Source organism: Thiocapsa rosea (assembly GCF_003634315.1).
GTDB classification, from domain to species: domain Bacteria; phylum Pseudomonadota; class Gammaproteobacteria; order Chromatiales; family Chromatiaceae; genus Thiocapsa; species Thiocapsa rosea.
On sequence record NZ_RBXL01000001.1, the window covers coordinates 1,195,819 to 1,213,353 of the forward strand.

The window sequence follows — 17,535 nt, forward strand, 5'->3', positions numbered from 1 at the left end:
TTGATTCACTTGTAGGATGGGCAGAGCGTCAGCGAAACCCATCCTCCAAACCGCCGCGCTTCCGGGTTTCACTCCGATGCCCTTGGCGCGTGGAGGATGGGTTTCGCTGTGCTCGGTCGGTGCCGGGAGCGAGGCGTTGGCGCGTGGAGGATGGGTTTCGCTGTGCTCGGTCGGTGCCGGGAGCGAGGCGTTGGCGCGTGGAGGATGGGTTTCGCTGTGCTCTACCCATCCTACGGCTATCGGCTGTTTTTGAATCCTGTCCAAAATTCCTTAAACCGCGTCGCGCCGACGGTTGTTGGCCGCTGCGAGGCTGCGCCGACACGCCAACGATTCCAGGTCGTGCCGAACGCGGTTTAAGCACGCCAGCGGGAGAGGATCTCCATGCAGATCCGATTCATCTCCTCCGCGCGCTCTGAGCTATCGGCCTCGGTATAGGCGCGCAGCTCGGGCGCATTGCCCGAAGGGCGCAGGTGCGCGATCTCGCCGTTGACGAAGGTGATCCTCAGACCGTCGGTGCCATCCAGATCGGCGACCGGACCGAATGCAGCGCCGAAAACGGCCTGTGCGGCCGCCTTGTCTCGGGCAGGGTCGCCGCGGTGGATCTCGGCAAGACGCGCCCGTGCGATCTCGGTCGGGAAATCCTTCAGACGATCGCTCCACGTGAAGCGACGCGGGAGATCGGCGGAGAGGGCCGACACGGGTTTCCCCTGCTCCACGGATGCACGCAGGATGGCGATCGCGACCAAAACAGCATCCCGTGTCGGCAAGGCCGGCAGGATGCGACCGTCCTGCTCGATGTCGGTCGCGAGTAGAAAGCCGCCGTTCGCCTCGTAGCCGACCACCCGGTCCATGCCGCGGTCGACGAGATTCTGCATCCCTTCGATGACGAAGGGCGATCCGATCCGGGTGCGCAGCACCGTTTCGAAGCAGCCGGATCGCTCGACCGCCGTGTTGCTGCTCACGGGTGTCACCACCCCGCGGGCGCCGAGTTGGCGCGCACACAGGATCCCGGCGATGTCACCGCGCAACCATTCTCCCGTCTCGTCTCCGACCAGCGGACGGTCGCCGTCCCCGTCGGCGGAAACCAGGGCATCGAAACGCCCCGTCGCGGCCCAGTCGCGCGCAAGAGAAACCTCTTCGGGACGAATCGCCTCGGTATCGACAGGGACAAAGACCTCCGAGAACCCCAGCCGCGTCACGCGTGCGCCGAGCCCCTCCAGCACATCGACATAAGCGCCCCGAGCAACGCTGGAGTGCTCGTAGACGCCGACGTGCAGGCCGCTCAGACAGCCCGACGGGAAGAAATCCAGGTAGCGATCGAGGTAGTCTCGATAGGCGAGCGGATCCTCCTCGGGAAGCGCATCGGACTGGTCTTCGACGAAGGCGCCGGCCGTGTCGAACAGCGTCTCGGCAACCTCGAGCGGTTGTCCGCGGATGCCCTCCTCGTCGCGCTTGAGGATCTCGCCTGTCGGCAGATTAAACTTGATGCCGTTGCGATCGTCCGGGATGTGGCTGCCGGTCACCATCAGGCTTGGAGCACCGCGCGCCAACCCCCAGGCGGCAACAGCCGGACTCGGGATACGCCCGAGGTAGCGAGGTCGACAGCCGAGGTCCAGCGCCGCCCGGGCGCAGGCAACCAGGATCCTGCTCGTGCTGGGCCGCAGATCACCACCCAACCCGACCTCGGCATTCGGTGCGAGCGCGCCGCTCGCGCGAAGATAGCCGAGAAAGCCAGCGGTATAGGCATAGCACACCCGATCGGTCATCGCCTGCACCAACCCGCGGGCACCGCTGGTTCCGAACGCCACGCCGCTCATGGTCATCAAATCGCCGATCTGCATACAGACTCCTCGTGTCGATTTCGGGGTATCGAAACCCTCACGGCCTATCCTATCCCGGAAGCGCTTCCGTGGCTCGCATCGGCGCCATTCGTCGGGGAACGGGGGATGCGCTCCCCGGTCAACCCACCCGGGGGGGTGTCCCTCGGGGTCACGGATCGGTTAAGCTCGGGCACACCGTCGGCCCCGCGTCTCGGGCATCGAGCCGCCCTACGAGAACAATTCGGCGATGATTCCCGGCGGACACGGCGACTGCGCGGTTGCAGCATCAAGGATCGAGACTTGGTCACGCCCGGCAACGCATGCCCGGTCACGCTGACCCGAGTCAAAGGCGATGGATCCGCCGACCTTCACAGACGACTACCACTTAGAGGACTACTTCCATGCCCGACACGTCTCGCATGATCCCTCTTGTCTCGGCGGCGACGCTGGCACTCGTCATCGGCCAAAGTGCGTTCGCCGATCCGCAGGCGACCGACACCAGCCAGGCCCCGGCTGAACCGACGAACGAGCCGGCTCCGGCTCCGGACGCTGCACCGGCCAGCGCACCGGCACCCGGCGAAGCAGCCCGAGCCGCGGCCGAGGAACGTCGCGCCGCCATCATGGCGGAACGCGAGCAACGCTACGAAGAGCTGCGCGCGCGAGCCGCGGAGATCGGCCTGGCGCTTCCCGAAACACCGCCATGGGAGTCGGCCGAGCGGCCGCCGATGCCCGAGCCGCCGGCCATGCCCGAGCGTCGCGGCATGTCGCCCGAGGACATGGAGGCGATGCGCGAGCAACGACGGGCGATGCGTGAACAGATGCGTTCCATGACCCCCGAGGAACGCCGCGCCATGCGCGACGCCCATTGGCAGCAAATGCGCGCCGACGCGGAGGAACGCGGAATCGAGATGCCCGAGACCCCGCCCTGGGCCGAGGCCGAGCAACGCCGCAAAGAGATGGAGGAGCAATTCGAGGCCTATCGCAAGACCGTCGAGGCGATGAGCGAGGAACAGATCGAGGCGGCCCGCGCCCTGTTCGGAAGCCCACCCCCGATGCCCGAGATGCCGCGCATGCCGCCACACGGCGGCTATGAGCCTCGGGGCTACGGATACGGTTACGGCCCACAGGGCGGCTATCCGGGCGGCATGGGCCATCCGCCCATGATGCCCGGTTACGACCAGGGTCCGCCTCCGCAGGGCATGGGTCAGTGATCGAGGGACGCTGAAGCGGACCGAGGGTGCCGGCTCGATTTGACCGGCGCCCTCGCCCCCCCCGGACAGACTGCAATCAGTCGAGATCCGGCAGCCCGGCGGGTGACGTCGCGCTGCCCACCTCCAGCCAGCCATCGAGCAACCGCTGGACGGACTCCACACCTTGTCGCTTCAGGGCCGAGAACAGCATCACCTCGACCTTCCCCACCATAGCCGAAACGGCCTGCTCGACCGCATGCTGCGTTGCGCGGGCCGCCCCGGTCTTGAGCTTGTCCGCCTTGGTGAGCAACACGAGCATCGGCAGATCGGCTCGCCCGCCCCACTCAAGCATCTGGCGGTCGAATTCGGCCAGCGGATGACGGATGTCCATGACGACGACGAGACCGCCGAGTGAGCGGCGCTGCTCAAGATAGGCCGCCATATGCTGCTGCCAATCATGCTTGATCGCATCCGGAACCTTTGCGTATCCGTAACCGGGGAGATCGACCAGGCGACGTGCCTCGTCCAGCTCGAAAAAGATGAGCTGCTGCGTCCGTCCGGGTGTCTTGCTCGTGCGCGCGAGCGCGTTTTGATGGCAAAGTGCATTGATCGCACTTGACTTGCCGGCATTCGACCGCCCCGCGAAGGCAACCTCGCGACCCTCGTCAGGGGGACATTGATCGACCCGTGCGGCGGCCGTCAGGAAGTGGGCGCGTTGGTAGAATGGATTCATCGTCAGCGGGGACCGGACGCGGTTTAGCTCCAGCATTTAGAGCCGCAAAAGTGCAGGTGATCCCAGATGCGGGTCGACCAGGACGGCGTTTGGTGTCGCGACAGGGCGCCGGCGGCGAGAAAGAACCGACTGTAATCCTGATCGCTGTGCAGGATGTGATCGAGCAGCCAATGCTTGAGGTGCCGCATCAGTCCATCGTCGATCGGCGCCTGCTCCAGATCCAGTCTGCGCTGCAGATCCAGCATGCTGCGGATCAGACCTTCGTGCTGCCCCTTGTGGCGCTCGTAATCCGGATAGCCGAAGATGCGCATCAGGCTCTCCTCGACGGCGAAATGGATCTTGGTGTACTCGGCGAGCCTGCCGAGAACCTCGAGCTGCCGCTCGCGTTCGATACCCGCGACAACCGCATCCTGCAGCTCGTTGATCAGGTCGATCAGGGCTTGATGCTGTGCGTCGATCTCGTCGATGCCGACGCTGAGCGCGGCTGACCACTCCACGAATTGAGTCATTGCTTTTTCCATGACGCGACCGGCTCGTCCGAACCAGCTTGGCCGGGATTGCCTGCCAGGGGATTGCCTGCCGGGGAATCGACGGCATCCGGATCGCCGTTAACGGCAGGCGCGACGCCGCGAACCCAGCGCCCGGATTGGCCTCCCTCCTTCTCGAGCAGGCGTACACCCTCGATACTCATGCCCCGATCCACCGCCTTGCACATGTCGTAGATGGTCAAAAGACTGATCTGCACCGCGCAGAGCGCCTCCATCTCGACCCCGGTGGGGCCACTGGTCTCGACCGTGACCGAACAGTAGACCCGAGAGGACTCGGCACGCGGCTCCAGCTCGACGGCGACTCGGGTCAGGCTCAGGGGATGACACAAGGGCACCAGATCCGCGGTGCGCTTGGCGCCCATAATCCCTGCGATCCGGGCGATCCCGAGCACATCGCCCTTGCGATGCTCGCCGCCGAGGATCATCGCAAGCGTGGGAGGCTCCATCCGGATGCTGCCCTCTGCGACGGCCCGGCGTTTGGTGACGGCCTTGTCCCCCACATCCACCATATGGGCCGCACCCTTCTCGTCGAAATGTGTGAACGGCATTGGCGATCCGCGCAGTGGAGGGTCCAAGACGTCGGCGAGGGGCATCGACACGGCGAGACCATAAGGATTTCGGCGAAGGAGCCGACCGAGACGCCATGTCGAGCGCTCGCCCCGAGAGAGGGCGAGCCACGGGCGCATCAGAACGCCGGCTTCTCCGGTGCCTCTTCGAACATTCTCACGCTGGCCATGATCTCCTCGCGTGCCTCTTCACGGCCGCCCCAGCCCATGACGCGGACCCACTTACCTTCATCCAAATCTTTATAATGCTCAAAGAAATGTGAGATTTGATCGAGCAGATGGGCAGGCATGTCGCGGAAGCTCTCGATCTCGCGGTAGCCCTTGAAGAGCTTGTCGATCGGTAGCGCCAGGATCTTGGCATCATCCCCGGATTCGTCGGTCATCTTGAGCACGCCGATCGGGCGGCACTTGATCACGGATCCCGAGATCAGCGGGTAGGGCGTGACCACGATCACGTCGACCGGGTCGCCGTCGGCGGACAGCGTGTTCGGCACATATCCGTAGTTGCAGGGGTAGTGCATCGCCGTGGACATGAAACGATCGACGAACATGGCGCCGGTCGCCTTGTCCATCTCGTACTTCACCGGCTCGGCATGCGACGGAATCTCGATGATGACATTGATTTCACTCGGGATATTATCGCCGCGTGGGACGCGCTTCGGATCCATGGGTCAGCCTCTGTGGTGCGGATGGGATCGCCGATACACGACCGGATCACCGATGTACGGCGGGTCGCGTTGGCGGGGTCAGGTCGAATACGCTCGATTGTAGCCGATCCCGGGCCGGTAAATCCGAATGATCGCGCGCGGACTGAACGGCGTCGGGAGCCGCGCCCGAGATCGAGAAGGCATTCTATCGCCGAGCGAACCCTGCCTCCTGCCTCCTGCCTCCTGCCTCCCGCCTCCTGCCTCCTGCCTCCTGCCTCCTGCCTGAAGCTGATAGCTGATAGCTGATAGCTGACGACGAGATGTCAAAAGCTGGAGGCTGGAGGCTGGAGGCTGGAGGCTGGCAGCTGGAGGCTAGCTCGTCCCGAGCGCCTCAGATCTCGAAGGCCGGCAACCGCTTCTCGACCGCCACGTTTTTGAGCGTGACGTACTTGGGCAGCCCCTTCTCGAACGGAGGATAATCCTCGCCCTGGATCAACGGGATCAGATACTCCTTGCACACCGGCGTGATGCCGAAGCCGTCCTCGGAGATGAAGTCGCGCGGCATGAACTTCTCGACGTTGGCGACCTCCGACAGCGGTGCCTCGCCGACCTCCCAACGATAGGGATCCTGGCTGACCCGCTTGATGGTCGGCATGATGGCGTTGTGTCCTTCGAGGGCGAATTGGACGGCGGCCCGTCCCATCGCATAGGCCTGCTCGACGTCGGTCTTTGAGGCCAGATGACGCGCCGCGCGCTGGAGATAATCGGCGACCGCCCAATGGAACTTGTAGCCGGTGGCATCCTTGATCATGTTGGCCACGACCGGCGCCGCGCCGCCTAACTGGGCGTGGCCGAAAGCATCGCGCGTGCCCTGCTCGGCGAGGAAACGCCCGTCCGGATACTTCGCGCCCTCGGAGACCACGATGGTGCAGTAGCCGTGCTGCTCGACCTTCTGCTTGACCGCAGCCAGGAAGCGCTCTTGGTCGAGCTCGATCTCGGGAAACAGGATCATCACCGGGATGCCGTGATCTTCGACCAATCCGCCCGCCGCGGCGATCCAGCCGGCATGCCGACCCATGACTTCGAGCACGAAGATCTTGGTCGAGGTCTTGGCCATGGAGCGTACGTCGAACGAGGCCTCCAGCGTCGAGGTGGCAATGTACTTGGCGACCGAGCCGAAGCCCGGGCAGCAATCCGTGATCGGCAGATCGTTGTCGACGGTCTTGGGGACGTGGATGGCCTGGACCGGATAGCCCATGGTCTCGGAGAGCTGGGAGATCTTGTAGCAGGTGTCGGCTGAATCGCCGCCGCCGTTGTAGAAGAAGTAGCCGATCTCGTGGGCCTTGAAGACCTCGATCAGACGCTCGTACTCACGTTTGTTGGCCTCCAGGCTCTTCAACTTGTAGCGGCAGGAGCCGAACGCGCCCGAGGGCGTGTAACGCAGCGCGGCAATGGCCTCGTCGGACTCGCGACTGGTGTCGATCAGGTCCTCGGTCAAGGCCCCGATGATGCCGTTGCGTCCCGCGTAAACCTTGCCGAGCCGCACCGAGTGAAGCCGCGCGGTTTCAATCACGCCGCACGCCGAGGCATTGATGACGGCGGTCACGCCGCCGGATTGTGCGTAAAAGGCATTCTTGGCTGTCATGTCTGTCCCCTTATCTTTCGGTGCTTGTCGTTAAACCGCGCCGGGCGCGGTATGCGTTGTTTTTCGATGGCATTCGCCCCGGCAGACCTGACGACCGCCGGAGCCGGCGCGGTTCAGGTCAGCAATCGGTGCGGAAAAAGCACGCCGGCATGCCTGCCGCTCGGACCGCACTCAAAGGGAACGCGCGAGCGGCGGCAGGTCGCTTCCCAGCCCGAGCGCACGCTCCATGAAGAGCGCCTTGATCGGGCCGATTCGGTCGGTCAGGGTCAACCCGAGGCTGCGCGCTGCAGCGAGCGGCGGGGCTTCGTTGCTGAAGGTCCGTTTGATCAGATCCATCGCGGCGAGCATGGCGGTATTGTCACCGCGGCGCGCTCGCTCGTAATGGCGCAGCGCCCAGATGCCTGCGATGTCGCGTCCCCGCTCCAGCGCGAGATCGATCGCCGCCGCCAACTCGGCGGCGTCGAGGAACCCCAGGTTGACGCCCTGCCCGGCGAGCGGATGGACCGCGTGGGCGGCGTCGCCGACCAGGGCCAACCCCGGCAGGACGTACTGCTTGGCGTGCTGGAGTCGCAGCGGAAAGGCCGCGCGCGGGCCTTCGACGACAAGCGCGCCGAGCCGCGCCTCGGAGGCGTCCGTCACGGCCGCCGAGAAGGCCGCATCGCCCATCCCCAGCACCTCGGAGGCACGCTCCTCGGTGGCGGACCACACGATCGAGCAGCGACCGTCGGCCAGCGGCAGCAGGGCCAGTGGACCGGTCGGCAGAAAGCGCTGCCACGCGGTATCTTCGTGCCACTCCTGCGGCCGGACGTTGGCCACGATCGCGCGCTGGTCGTAGTCCCGGCCTTCGGTCTCGATACCCGAGAGCTCGCGCACCAGTGAATCGCGTCCGTCCGCGGCGACCAGCAGACGACCCGCAATGACCTGCCCGTCACCCAGCACCACCCGCGATTCGGTCTCCGTGCGCTCGATCTCGACGATGGACGCAGGGCAGACGAGCCGTATGTCCGGCGAGGTTTCCAGCGTCTCCCAGAGCGCCAACTGGATGACGCGGTTCTCGACGATGTGCCCGAGATCGGGCTCGCCGAGCGATTGGGCATCGAAATGGATGCTCCCGCCGCCGAGTGCATCCCACACACACATCTTGCGATAGGGGTTGGCGCCGAGTGCGGCGATGCGCTCCCACGCGCCGAGGCGCGCGAGGATGCGCTGACTCGCGCGACTCAGGGCCGAGACACGCAGGTCGATCTCGCCCGCGGGCCATTCGCGCCGCGGCTCCCGGGTCTCGATGACCGCGATCCGCAGCCCCTTGCCGGAACAGGCGCGGGCGAGTGCGGCCCCGACCATTCCACCGCCGACCACGACCAGGTCGAACAACGACTCCTGCGATGCGCTCGTGTCCGGAACGCGCGACGACATCGGCTCAGTTTCGTGCATCGGCCTTCTCCAAAGGAACCCCGCAGGCGAGGCGGGGCAAACGCCCGCCCACGCCCATGAACCGCTGCGCCACGCGATGGCGCGCCGGGGGGATGAGATCCAGACCCAGCATGGCCGCGTTGCGGGCGAACCGCAGGGGCGTCCAGGGGTTGACGAAGACACGGGCGAGCAGATCGGTCAGCCGTGCGGTGCTCGGCTGATCCGACCCGCGCCAGCCCCGATAGTCCGAGAGGGCCGCCGGGCCGCCGAGATCCGCACCCGCACGGGCGCTCTGGGCGATGACCTCGGCAAGGGCGGCGACGTCGCGCAGACCCAGATTGAAGCCTTGGCCGGCCACCGGATGGAGGGTGTGTGCCGCGTTGCCGATCAGCACGACACGCGGCTGCACCGGGTTGCGCGTCAGCACCAGCTTCAGGGGATAGGCGCGTCGCGGACCCACCTGCAGAAAACGCCCGAGCCGGTAGCCGAAGCGCGCTTGCAGGCGCGCCAGGAATGCCTCGTCCGAGAGAGCGAGCAGCGTGCTCGTCTCCTCGCCGCGACAGGTCCAGACCACCGAGTAGCGTCCACCCGTCATCGGCAGCAGGGCCAACGGACCGGTGTCGGTGAAGCGCTCGAAGGCCACGCCGTTGCGCGGACGATCGGGAGAGACGGTCGTGATCACGGCGTCTTGCTCGTAACGCTCGTCACGGGTTTCGAGATCGAGCTGCCGGCGCACCGCCGAATCGCCGCCGTCGGCCGCGACCAACAGCGCGGCACTCAGGCGCAAACGCGCCTCCCCGTGCTGCACCCCGAGCTCGACTCGGTCGGCCGTGACGCGATGCTCCAGGAGCCGTGCCGGGCAGAGCAGCTCCACGTCCGGCGACAACGCGAGCGCGGAGCGAATCGCGGCCCCCATCACGCGCGCCGGGGCGACGTAGCCGAGGGCTTCCACACCCGCATCGTCCGGACCGAGCCGCGTGAACCCGCAATGCCCGCGATCGGAGACATGGACCTGCCGAATCGGCTCCGCCTCCGGGGCGATGTCCGGCCAGACGCCGATGGCTTCGAGGATCCGGCGGCTGCCCCAGGACAAGGCAATGACGCGCTCGTCGTAGCTCGGCTGGTGCTCGGCCGAGGCCGGTACCGCCTCCACGACCGCGATCCGCAGCCCGCAGCCGGACAGCGCGCAGGCCAGGCTGCCGCCGACCAAGCCTCCGCCGATGATGACCAGATCGTATTCGTGCATGGTTGCCTTTAAACCGCGCCCGGTGCGGTATGCGTGATGTGTTTGAGTGGCTTGGCCGCAGCAGCTCCGACGACTGTCGGAGCCGGCGCGGTTTAAAGTACTATAAAATATTAAATTCTAAACCGCGTCTCACCGAGATCGTGGACATCTCCAAAGCCAAACGCGAAATGAAAATGACGCATGTCGCTCCGGATGCGGTTTAGTTGTCCGCCATCAGGGATTCGATCGCGTCGGGCTCCTTCGGTGCCGCGGCCGAGAGGATCTCGTTGCCCGACTCCGTAATCAGCACATCGTCCTCGATGCGGATCCCGATCTGTCGATAGGGCTCCGGAATCTCGTCCGAATCGGCCAAATAGAGCCCGGGCTCCACCGTCAACACCATCCCGGGCTCGAAGGGCCGCCACGCGCCTTTCTCTTTATAGCTTCCCACATCATGGACATCCATCCCCAACCAATGACCGGTGCGGTGCATATAGTAGGGCTTGTGTGCCTCCTCCTTGATCAGCTCGGCGAGCTTACCCTTGAGCAGGCCGAGATGGATCAGCCCCTTGGTCAAGACCTTGACCGCCTCGTCGTGGGGCTCGTTCCAGAGATTGCCGGGCTTGGCCTTGCCGATCGCAGCCAACTGCGCCTCGAGCACCAGCTCGTAGAGCGCGCGCTGCGGCGCACTGAAGCGCCCGTTCACGGGAAAGGTTCGGGTGATGTCGGAGGCGTACCCGCCGAGTTCGCACCCGGCATCGATCAAGACGAGATCACCGTCGCGCAGCGGCGCCCGGTTCTCGACGTAGTGCAGGATGCAGCCATTGGCGCCGCCGCCGACAATGGGCGAGTAGGCCTGATCGCGCGCACCCGATGCGGCGCATACATGATGAAACTCGGCCTCGAGCCGGGACTCGTTCATGCCGGGTTCGCAGATCTGCATCAGCCGCCGGTGGGCGGCGGCGGAGATCTCAGCGGCTCGGCGCATCTGTTTGATCTCGGCAGCGCTTTTGCGCAGCCGCATCTCGTGCAGGACCGACTCGATGGTCACGAAGGTCTCGGGCGCACTGGCGCCGGCGCGGACGTTGGCCCGAACCCGGTTCACCCAGCCCATGATCTGCGCGTCGAGCGCCGCATCGCTGCCGATCGGAAAATACAGGCGCTCGCGCCCGTCGATCAGGGTCGGCATGACCGTATCGAGCTCGCTCAGGGGATACGCCTGATCGGCGCCGAAGTCCGCCGTTGCACCATCCACACCCGCGCGCCGACCGTCCCACTGCTCGCGCTCCGGATCACGAGGCCGACAAAAGAGCACGTACTCGCCATCTTTGCGTTTCGGCGCAATCACGGCGAAGGCATCGGGCTCGGAGAAGCCGGTCAGATAGACGAAGTCGCTGTTCTGGCGAAAGGGGTAGTGGACATCGCGATTGCGCACGACCTCGCGTGCGGCCGGAAGGATCGCGATGCCGTTCGGGCCGATCGCGTGCGCCAGGGCGCGACGGCGTCGCTTGTACTCGGTCGCCGTCATGACTCGGGCACGTGAGCGCGGGCGACGACGCGCTCCTGATAGATCGTCATGGCCGCAACCCGGATGAATTCGCTCACTTCGGTCAACGCCTCTTCGTTTTGCTCGTCGTCGTCGAGTCCATCGAGATCCATGCGGGTCACGTCGGTAAAATCACGCAGGATCTCGCTCGTCTCGGCAGAGGGCTGCGCACCGGTATGATCGAGTGTTCCCCACGCGTAGAGAAACCCGCGAACCCAGTCATAGAGGGCCGTCGCCCGTTCTGCAAGGGGTCGGGCGTCATCGGGTAAGAACAGGACGAGGCCGAATTCGGATCCCTCGAGTTCCTTGCGCGTCAGGCGCGCCAGCTCCCCCAGGGCCTCGCGCCCCTCTTGGATCGACAGATCGCCCGGCTCAGCCTCGGCGTCGGGCCTGATCTGTTGCAGCCAAGTGGACTCGGGGTCCGCATCGCCGCCGCACATCAGGCCGCAGAGGATGCCGTGGGCCTCGCTGGGCGTTGCGCAAAGTGCGCCCGCCGCCAGATAACGGGCAAGCCGAGCGTCGTCGATATTCGTGGCAACCTCCTCTCGGGGGGACGGGGCGGGAAACGGGGATGGGCACAGGAAGATCAAAAGCCCCGCGACCATGCGATAATAGCATGCGCTTTCGCGTGATTGACCGCCCTCCGCACGCCTTCTATAGTGCGACCAACTTCAACGGAGTCGTGGACTTTGGCACATTTCGACCTCGACCAATTGGAACAACAGGTGGAGACTTTGATCCGCTTGAACCAGCGCCTGCGCGACGAAAACAAATCGCTGCGGGCTCGCCAGGAGACGCTGGTCGGCGAGCGCGGCGAGCTGATCGAAAAGACCGAGCAAGCACGCAGTCGAGTCGAGGCCATGTTGTCGCGTTTGCGCGCGATGGAGGAGAGTCTGTGAGCGACGAGCCGGTTCAGGTCAGCATCAGGATCCTCGACAAGGACTACCGAATCGCCTGCGCGCCGCATGAGGAGCAAGGACTGCGCGAATCGGCACGCATTCTCGACGGCAAGATGCGGGAGATCCGCAAGACCGGTCGCGTCATCGGCACCGACCGCATCGCCGTGATGGCCGCGCTCAATATTGCCCATGAGCTGTTTCAGCTTCGGAGAACCCGCGTCGTGGACAGCGGCGAGCTCGACCCTCGGCTTGCGCTCCTGCAGGAGCGAGTCGCGCAAGCGCTGGCGGGCGAACAGGCGCTGGACGCGTCGGACGAAAGGGTATAGCCTCTGGTCTTAAGACATCCCCTGCAGTGTCCGACAGTGGCCTGGGTAATTTCTTGAGCCTAATCACTGCCCTGGGGACATAGAAGTGAGGCTGTTGTGCAAGTCCGCCTTCGAGCGGGAAGCCTGAAGCCGATCCAAGTGTCCCCACTTGAACCTCTTGGTTCAAGAACAAAGGTCTGCGACGGCACAGGCGGGGGGTGTCCCCTTCTTACGTCCGCTATGCCTCATCTCAAACGTCTTCGCCAAACACTGCGTTCAGGCCGTCGGGCATTGAGCGGCCGGTCTCAACGTCACCATTCACGCCTTGTTGCTCGGATGTTTCGTCGCGACATCCGGTTTCGACGCGCCGACCGGATTGCGGCCTACTGGCCCGCCGATGGCGAGCTCGATCCACGCCCCCTGCTGAAAGACGCGCTCAAGGGCGGAAAAGCCATCTATCTTCCGGTATTGAGCCGAAGCATCGGCGATCGAACGCGGGTCAAGCTCCGCTTCGTGCGTTGGATAACCGGCGAGACGATGCACCTCAATCGCTTCGGTATCCCCGAGCCCACGCGACGCGGCCGACATATCCGGCCCGTTTGCCATCTCGACCTGATCCTGGTCCCCTTGGTGGGATTCGACAGCGCGTGCAACCGCATCGGCATGGGCGGCGGCTACTACGATCGGACCCTGGCCTATCTGAAGGTCCGCCGATACTGGCGGCGACCCCGACTGATCGGCGTCGCGCACGAGTGCCAGCGCATCGAGAAGATCGAGACTCGCCCCTGGGACATCCCGCTCGACGCGGTCGTGACCGAACGGCGGGTCTATTTTAGATCGCGTCCCGAGTAAGGTGGTTTCCGGAAAAGGATCTACCGACAGAGCCGAAACCAAGGTCAGTCGTCGAAGGGTCTACTCGTTGTCGTTGTCGTTGTCGTTGTCGGACTCCGGACGAACCGATCCTTCCTCGCACACCCGATCGGCCGGAAGCAACGTCGCGAAGCGGCGTGCCCCCGGGATAGACGACGTGCAGTCGTCTATCCCGGGGAGTGTCGCCGCTTCGCGACGACTGTCGACGTCACTTCCGACCCATCGTCTGCGCAGTTGGGATGTTGATTCCCGGAAATCGCCTAGTAGCCCTAGCCCTAGCCAAGGGATCTCTCAACCTCCTCTGGAGCCCGCCCCCGGTGTGCGACGCGATGTATAGCGAATTCCGGAAACACGGGTGCCAAGCCGCGCACCCGTCCGATATGCCGGCGGTGTGTTGGGCACGCTGCGCTTTGCCCAACCAACGTTTCTCGTGAGGCGTTGGCGCGGGGAGGATGGGTTTCGCTTCGCTCTACCCATCCTACGTGTGTCTCCATTTCCGGTTAAACCACGTCTCCGCCAAGCGCCCTGGATGCACCAAACGCCGAACTCACTTGAAAATTCAGCATCTCGCTCTGGACGCGGTTTAACCCCCTAAATCGTTTTTTCATCATCTAAACCGCGCCTTGCCGAGGCCGTTGTTCGCGAAGATGCAGCGGCCACGCCGCGCCCTCGCAAATCATTCCGAGCGCGGTTTAGCTCCGGCAAAGAGACGATAGGCCGGATTCTCGGTCTCTTCCCAGTACTGATAACCCAAGGTATCGAGTGCCTCGCGAAAGGCGGCCGTTTCGTCCGGCGGAATCTGGGCACCCATCAGCACGCGCCCGTAGGCAGCTCCATGGTTGCGGTAATGAAACAGTGTGATGTTCCAACGCTTTCCGAGGGCCGAGAGAAAATCCAGCAGCGCGCCGGGGCGCTCCGGGAACTCGAACCGCACAAGCGTTTCGCCCTCGATCCCTTCGGCATGCCCGCCGACCATGTAACGGATGTGCAGCTTCGCTGTCTCGTTCTCGGTCATGTCGAGCACGCCGAAGCCTTTCTCTACGAGACGGCCGATCAGCTCGGCGCGCTCCTCGTCGCCGCGCGCAAGCTCCACACCGACGAAGACCTGCGCCCGTGACGCGTCCGAATAGCGATAGTTGAACTCGGTGATCTGGCGCCGTCCGATCACGCGGCAGAAGGCCAGAAAGCTGCCCGGACGCTCGGGGATCTCGACCGCAAGCAATGCCTCGCGCCGCTCGCCAAGCTCGGCGCGCTCGGCGACATGACGCAGGCGGTCGAAATTGACGTTGGCGCCACTCTCGATTGCGATCAGATGCTCACCCTTGATCTTGTGCGTCTCGACATACCGCTTCATGCCGGCGACGGCGAGCGCACCGGCCGGCTCGGCGATCCCGCGGGTATCGTCGAAGATGTCTTTGACCGCGGCACAGATCTCGTCGGTGCTCACGAGAACGACCTCGTCGACACGCTCTCGGGCGATGCGAAAGGTCTCCTCGCCGATCAGCTTCACGGCCACGCCGTCGGCGAAGAGTCCGACCTGCGCCAGCTCGACGCGCCTCCCTGCGGCGAGCGCCGCATGCAGCGTAGGCGCATCCTGCGGCTCCACGCCGATGATGCGCACCTCCGGCATCAACCATTTGACGTAGGCCGCAACACCCGCGATCAGTCCGCCGCCGCCCACCGGGACGAAGATCGCATAGGGCGGGACCGGATGCTGGCGCAGGATCTCCATCCCGATCGTCCCTTGACCCGCGATGACGTCGGGGTCATCGAAGGGGTGCAGGAAGGTCAGCCCTTTTTCCGCGACCAAGGTCATCGCATGGGCGAATGCCTCGTCGTAGGAGTCGCCATGCAGGACGGCCTTACCGCCGAGACGGCGCACCGCGCGCACCTTGATGGCAGGCGTGGTCCGCGGCATGACGATGATCGCCGGGACCCCGAGCTTGGCGGCGCCGAGCGCAACGCCCTGAGCATGATTGCCCGCACTGGCCGCGATCACGCCGCGCGCGCGGACCTCCGGATCCAGGTGGATCAGTTTGTTGTAGGCCCCGCGCAGCTTGAACGAGAAGACGGGCTGCAAGTCCTCGCGCTTGAGAAAGACCGCGTTCTCAAGCCGAGAGGAGAGCTGTGGCGCGTGCGTCAGCGGTGTCTCGTGCGCCACATCGTAGACGCGAGCACGCAGGATCCGTTCGATATAGGCGTCTGGCATCTAAACAGCGTCCGGAGTGATAGGCATTGTTCTTGGATTGGATCCACGTCGAGGGCATGCAGGAGCGTCGGAGCTGACGCGGTTTAGAGTGTCAAGAAGACGGGCTCTTAAGCCGCCTCTCCGCCGAGTGCCGGACGGACACCTGGCATTGACCGCACTCAAAAAGAAGCTTCTCACTCTCGGCACGGCGTCACTCCGGGCGGATCTATGGGGTTTCTGGGCTCTGGTATGATACTGCCGGACCTGGAAAAGAGCAGAACCGTCGTCGGTTGTGCCGCGCCGTGCGAGTCACAGCCAACCGTCGGGGCTGTTAGCTGTTAGCTGATAGCTGATAGCTGATAGCTGATAGCTGATAGCGGGAAGCCGACCGCTGAAGCCCAAACGCGACCAACACACCGGAGGACACATGAACGCACAAGACGCCATGAAGAAACAGGCCGCAGAGGCGGCGCTTGCCTATGTCGAAGAGGGCATCGTCGGGGTCGGTACCGGCTCGACCGTCAATCATTTCATCGATGCACTCGCCGGCATCAAGGGACGCATCGAAGGCGCGGTGTCCAGCTCGGTCGCCTCGACCGAACGGCTCAAAGCACACGGGATCCCGGTCTACGACCTCAACGCCGTCGGCGAACTCTCGGTTTACGTGGACGGAGCGGATGAGTCCAACGCGCAGCTTCAGTTGATCAAGGGGGGCGGCGGCGCACTCACGCGCGAGAAGATCGTCGCGGCGGCGAGCCGGCAGTTCGTCTGCATCGCCGACGAGAGCAAGCTGGTCAAGGTCTTGGGCGCATTCCCCCTGCCTGTCGAGGTCATCCCGATGGCGCGCAGCTATGTGGCGCGCGAGCTGGTCCAATTGGGCGGCACCCCGGTGTGGCGTGACGGATTCGTGACCGACAACGGCAACCTGATCCTGGACGTGCAGCATCTGGAGATCATGGAGCCCGCCAAGCTGGAGCAAACCATCAACAATATCGCCGGCGTGGTCACCGTCGGCATCTTTGCGCTGCGCCCGGCCGATGTCTTGATCCTGGGAACGCCGGACGGGCCGAAGACGCTGAGGGCCTAAACCGCGTCCGAAGCGGCATGAATCAATCTTGGATTGGAGCTGCCTCCGCCGGATCCTTGGACGTCCGAGCCGACGCGGTTTAGGATTCTGAAAAATAAGAATTTCAAAAGGCGCTTGCGCCGAGGTTTCAGTGGGGCATACAACGCTGGACCCACCCGGACCTCAGGATCTCGCCCTGTATGCGGTTTTATCGAGGAATCACGCCGAGGGGGACCGGATCTCGGAGTCAACAAGCGAAGAGGCGACCGCGATGACGCGCCAACGAAATCTGAAGTCGGCTTATGAACCCGAAGCGCCCGTCTACGAGCAAGACCTCGTCGCATGGGCGTTCGCGAATGCGCGCTTGTTGAGGGAGGGACGTTTCGACAGCCTGGACGTGGAGAACATTGCCGAGGAGCTGGAGGATATGGGAAGGAGTGAAAAACGAGCACTCGCGAGCCATCTGCGCGTCTTGCTCCTGCACCTCCTGAAATGGCAAGAGCAGCCGGCCAGACGCAGCCCATCATGGCGCCGCTCGATCCGTAATGCCCGTCAAGAGATCGAGGAAATCGTCGCGGAGAGTCCGAGTCTCGCACAGCGACTCCCCGAGATGATCGAGCAGGCGTACCCCAAGGCGTTGGAATCGGCGATCGACGAGACCGGCTTGCCTTCGAGCAATTTTCCGCCGCGATGCCCCTATCGACAGGATGAGCTGCTGAACTCGACCTTCTGGCCCTAAACCGCGTCCAGAGCGACATGCGTCGTTCTTAGTGTGCGTTTGGCTTCGGAGATGCCCTGGCTCTCGGTGAGACGCGGTTTAGAATTTAATATTTTTTAATAGCTTAAACCGCGCCAGCTCCGACGGTCGTCGGAG

17 protein-coding genes and 1 other RNA gene are annotated in these 17,535 nt (G+C 64.4%); 7 read left to right on the forward strand and 11 right to left on the reverse strand.

Annotated features, from left to right (window positions below):
- Positions 1-353: 353 nt before the first annotated feature.
- The gene (locus BDD21_RS05520; RefSeq protein WP_120796291.1) at positions 354-1,841 is read right to left on the reverse strand and encodes a phosphomannomutase; all 1,488 of its coding nucleotides are present in this window, start codon (positions 1,839-1,841) and stop codon (positions 354-356) included.
- Positions 1,842-2,239: 398 nt separating this feature from the next.
- Between BDD21_RS05520 and BDD21_RS05525 the strand changes: the two genes are divergently transcribed.
- Positions 2,240-3,031 carry a hypothetical protein gene (locus BDD21_RS05525; protein ID WP_120796292.1) on the forward strand — a complete coding sequence of 264 codons (792 nt, stop codon included), beginning with the start codon at positions 2,240-2,242 and terminating at the stop codon, positions 3,029-3,031.
- 76 nt (positions 3,032-3,107) lie between these two features.
- On the opposite strand, the gene yihA is transcribed toward BDD21_RS05525, so the two are convergent.
- The 9 genes from yihA to BDD21_RS05570 all read right to left on the reverse strand — a co-directional run bounded on the left by yihA (position 3,108) and on the right by BDD21_RS05570 (position 11,938).
- A complete protein-coding gene (gene yihA, locus BDD21_RS05530; protein ID WP_120796293.1) occupies positions 3,108-3,743 on the reverse strand; it encodes a ribosome biogenesis GTP-binding protein YihA/YsxC in 636 nt (211 codons plus the stop codon).
- A gap of 23 nt (positions 3,744-3,766) precedes the next feature.
- On the reverse strand, positions 3,767-4,252 hold the full coding sequence (locus BDD21_RS05535) for a bacteriohemerythrin (RefSeq protein ID WP_120796294.1): 486 nt from the start codon (positions 4,250-4,252) through the stop codon (positions 3,767-3,769).
- A complete protein-coding gene (gene moaC, locus BDD21_RS05540; RefSeq protein WP_120799766.1) occupies positions 4,249-4,839 on the reverse strand; it encodes a cyclic pyranopterin monophosphate synthase MoaC in 591 nt (196 codons plus the stop codon). The genes BDD21_RS05535 and moaC overlap by 4 nt, the downstream gene beginning before the upstream one ends.
- 137 nt (positions 4,840-4,976) lie before the next feature.
- Entirely contained in the window at positions 4,977-5,525 is a 549-nt protein-coding gene (gene ppa, locus BDD21_RS05545) for an inorganic diphosphatase (RefSeq protein WP_120796295.1), read from the reverse strand.
- 370 nt (positions 5,526-5,895) lie between these two features.
- Positions 5,896-7,149 carry a 6-phosphofructokinase gene (locus BDD21_RS05550; protein WP_120796296.1) on the reverse strand — a complete coding sequence of 418 codons (1,254 nt, stop codon included), beginning with the start codon at positions 7,147-7,149 and terminating at the stop codon, positions 5,896-5,898.
- A gap of 171 nt (positions 7,150-7,320) precedes the next feature.
- The gene (locus BDD21_RS05555; RefSeq protein ID WP_120796297.1) at positions 7,321-8,583 is read right to left on the reverse strand and encodes a UbiH/UbiF/VisC/COQ6 family ubiquinone biosynthesis hydroxylase; all 1,263 of its coding nucleotides are present in this window, start codon (positions 8,581-8,583) and stop codon (positions 7,321-7,323) included.
- A complete protein-coding gene (gene ubiH / locus BDD21_RS05560; RefSeq protein ID WP_120796298.1) occupies positions 8,570-9,808 on the reverse strand; it encodes a 2-octaprenyl-6-methoxyphenyl hydroxylase in 1,239 nt (412 codons plus the stop codon). The genes BDD21_RS05555 and ubiH overlap by 14 nt, the downstream gene beginning before the upstream one ends.
- Before the next feature lie 199 nt (positions 9,809-10,007).
- Complete coding sequence (pepP, locus tag BDD21_RS05565; protein ID WP_120796299.1) at positions 10,008-11,315, reverse strand: Xaa-Pro aminopeptidase; 1,308 nt, start codon at positions 11,313-11,315, stop codon at positions 10,008-10,010.
- Positions 11,312-11,938, reverse strand: coding sequence for a UPF0149 family protein (locus BDD21_RS05570; protein ID WP_120796300.1), 627 nt, complete (start codon positions 11,936-11,938; stop codon positions 11,312-11,314). Before BDD21_RS05570 ends, pepP begins: the two co-directional genes overlap by 4 nt.
- Before the next feature lie 84 nt (positions 11,939-12,022).
- On the opposite strand from BDD21_RS05570, the gene BDD21_RS05575 reads away from it, so the two are divergent.
- From BDD21_RS05575 to BDD21_RS05590, 4 genes are all read left to right on the forward strand, one after another.
- Positions 12,023-12,232: a TIGR02449 family protein gene (locus BDD21_RS05575; RefSeq protein WP_093032316.1), complete on the forward strand. Its 210-nt coding sequence runs from the start codon at positions 12,023-12,025 to the stop codon at positions 12,230-12,232.
- Complete coding sequence (locus BDD21_RS05580) at positions 12,229-12,558, forward strand: cell division protein ZapA (protein ID WP_120796301.1); 330 nt, start codon at positions 12,229-12,231, stop codon at positions 12,556-12,558. Before BDD21_RS05575 ends, BDD21_RS05580 begins: the two co-directional genes overlap by 4 nt.
- A 15-nt stretch (positions 12,559-12,573) precedes the next feature.
- Positions 12,574-12,759, forward strand: a non-coding RNA gene (gene ssrS / locus BDD21_RS05585) — 6S RNA.
- An 18-nt stretch (positions 12,760-12,777) separates the two neighbouring features.
- Positions 12,778-13,389, forward strand: coding sequence for a 5-formyltetrahydrofolate cyclo-ligase (locus tag BDD21_RS05590; protein ID WP_120796302.1), 612 nt, complete (start codon positions 12,778-12,780; stop codon positions 13,387-13,389).
- A gap of 694 nt (positions 13,390-14,083) precedes the next feature.
- Here the strand turns inward: BDD21_RS05590 and ilvA are convergent.
- Positions 14,084-15,616, reverse strand: a complete 1,533-nt coding sequence (ilvA, locus tag BDD21_RS05595; protein ID WP_120796303.1) for a threonine ammonia-lyase, biosynthetic — start codon at positions 15,614-15,616, stop codon at positions 14,084-14,086.
- A gap of 406 nt (positions 15,617-16,022) precedes the next feature.
- On the opposite strand from ilvA, the gene rpiA reads away from it, so the two are divergent.
- Entirely contained in the window at positions 16,023-16,682 is a 660-nt protein-coding gene (gene rpiA, locus BDD21_RS05600; RefSeq protein ID WP_120796304.1) for a ribose-5-phosphate isomerase RpiA, read from the forward strand.
- Positions 16,683-16,932: 250 nt separating this feature from the next.
- Complete coding sequence (locus BDD21_RS05605; protein WP_120796305.1) at positions 16,933-17,400, forward strand: DUF29 domain-containing protein; 468 nt, start codon at positions 16,933-16,935, stop codon at positions 17,398-17,400.
- The last annotated feature ends 135 nt before the right edge of the window (positions 17,401-17,535 follow it).

What these genes read in the sequence shown, in the direction of transcription:
- BDD21_RS05520 (WP_120796291.1), bottom strand. Translation starts at nt 1,841, where the DNA reads ATGCAGATCGGCGATTTGATGACCATGAGCGGCGTGGCGTTCGGAACC.
- BDD21_RS05525 (WP_120796292.1), top strand. Translation starts at nt 2,240, where the DNA reads ATGATCCCTCTTGTCTCGGCGGCGACGCTGGCACTCGTCATCGGCCAA.
- yihA (WP_120796293.1), bottom strand. Translation starts at nt 3,743, where the DNA reads ATGAATCCATTCTACCAACGCGCCCACTTCCTGACGGCCGCCGCACGG.
- BDD21_RS05535 (WP_120796294.1), bottom strand. Translation starts at nt 4,252, where the DNA reads ATGACTCAATTCGTGGAGTGGTCAGCCGCGCTCAGCGTCGGCATCGAC.
- moaC (WP_120799766.1), bottom strand. Translation starts at nt 4,839, where the DNA reads ATGCCGTTCACACATTTCGACGAGAAGGGTGCGGCCCATATGGTGGAT.
- ppa (WP_120796295.1), bottom strand. Translation starts at nt 5,525, where the DNA reads ATGGATCCGAAGCGCGTCCCACGCGGCGATAATATCCCGAGTGAAATC.
- BDD21_RS05550 (WP_120796296.1), bottom strand. Translation starts at nt 7,149, where the DNA reads ATGACAGCCAAGAATGCCTTTTACGCACAATCCGGCGGCGTGACCGCC.
- BDD21_RS05555 (WP_120796297.1), bottom strand. Translation starts at nt 8,583, where the DNA reads ATGCACGAAACTGAGCCGATGTCGTCGCGCGTTCCGGACACGAGCGCA.
- ubiH (WP_120796298.1), bottom strand. Translation starts at nt 9,808, where the DNA reads ATGCACGAATACGATCTGGTCATCATCGGCGGAGGCTTGGTCGGCGGC.
- pepP (WP_120796299.1), bottom strand. Translation starts at nt 11,315, where the DNA reads ATGACGGCGACCGAGTACAAGCGACGCCGTCGCGCCCTGGCGCACGCG.
- BDD21_RS05570 (WP_120796300.1), bottom strand. Translation starts at nt 11,938, where the DNA reads ATGGTCGCGGGGCTTTTGATCTTCCTGTGCCCATCCCCGTTTCCCGCC.
- BDD21_RS05590 (WP_120796302.1), top strand. Translation starts at nt 12,778, where the DNA reads ATGCCTCATCTCAAACGTCTTCGCCAAACACTGCGTTCAGGCCGTCGG.
- ilvA (WP_120796303.1), bottom strand. Translation starts at nt 15,616, where the DNA reads ATGCCAGACGCCTATATCGAACGGATCCTGCGTGCTCGCGTCTACGAT.
- rpiA (WP_120796304.1), top strand. Translation starts at nt 16,023, where the DNA reads ATGAACGCACAAGACGCCATGAAGAAACAGGCCGCAGAGGCGGCGCTT.
- BDD21_RS05605 (WP_120796305.1), top strand. Translation starts at nt 16,933, where the DNA reads ATGACGCGCCAACGAAATCTGAAGTCGGCTTATGAACCCGAAGCGCCC.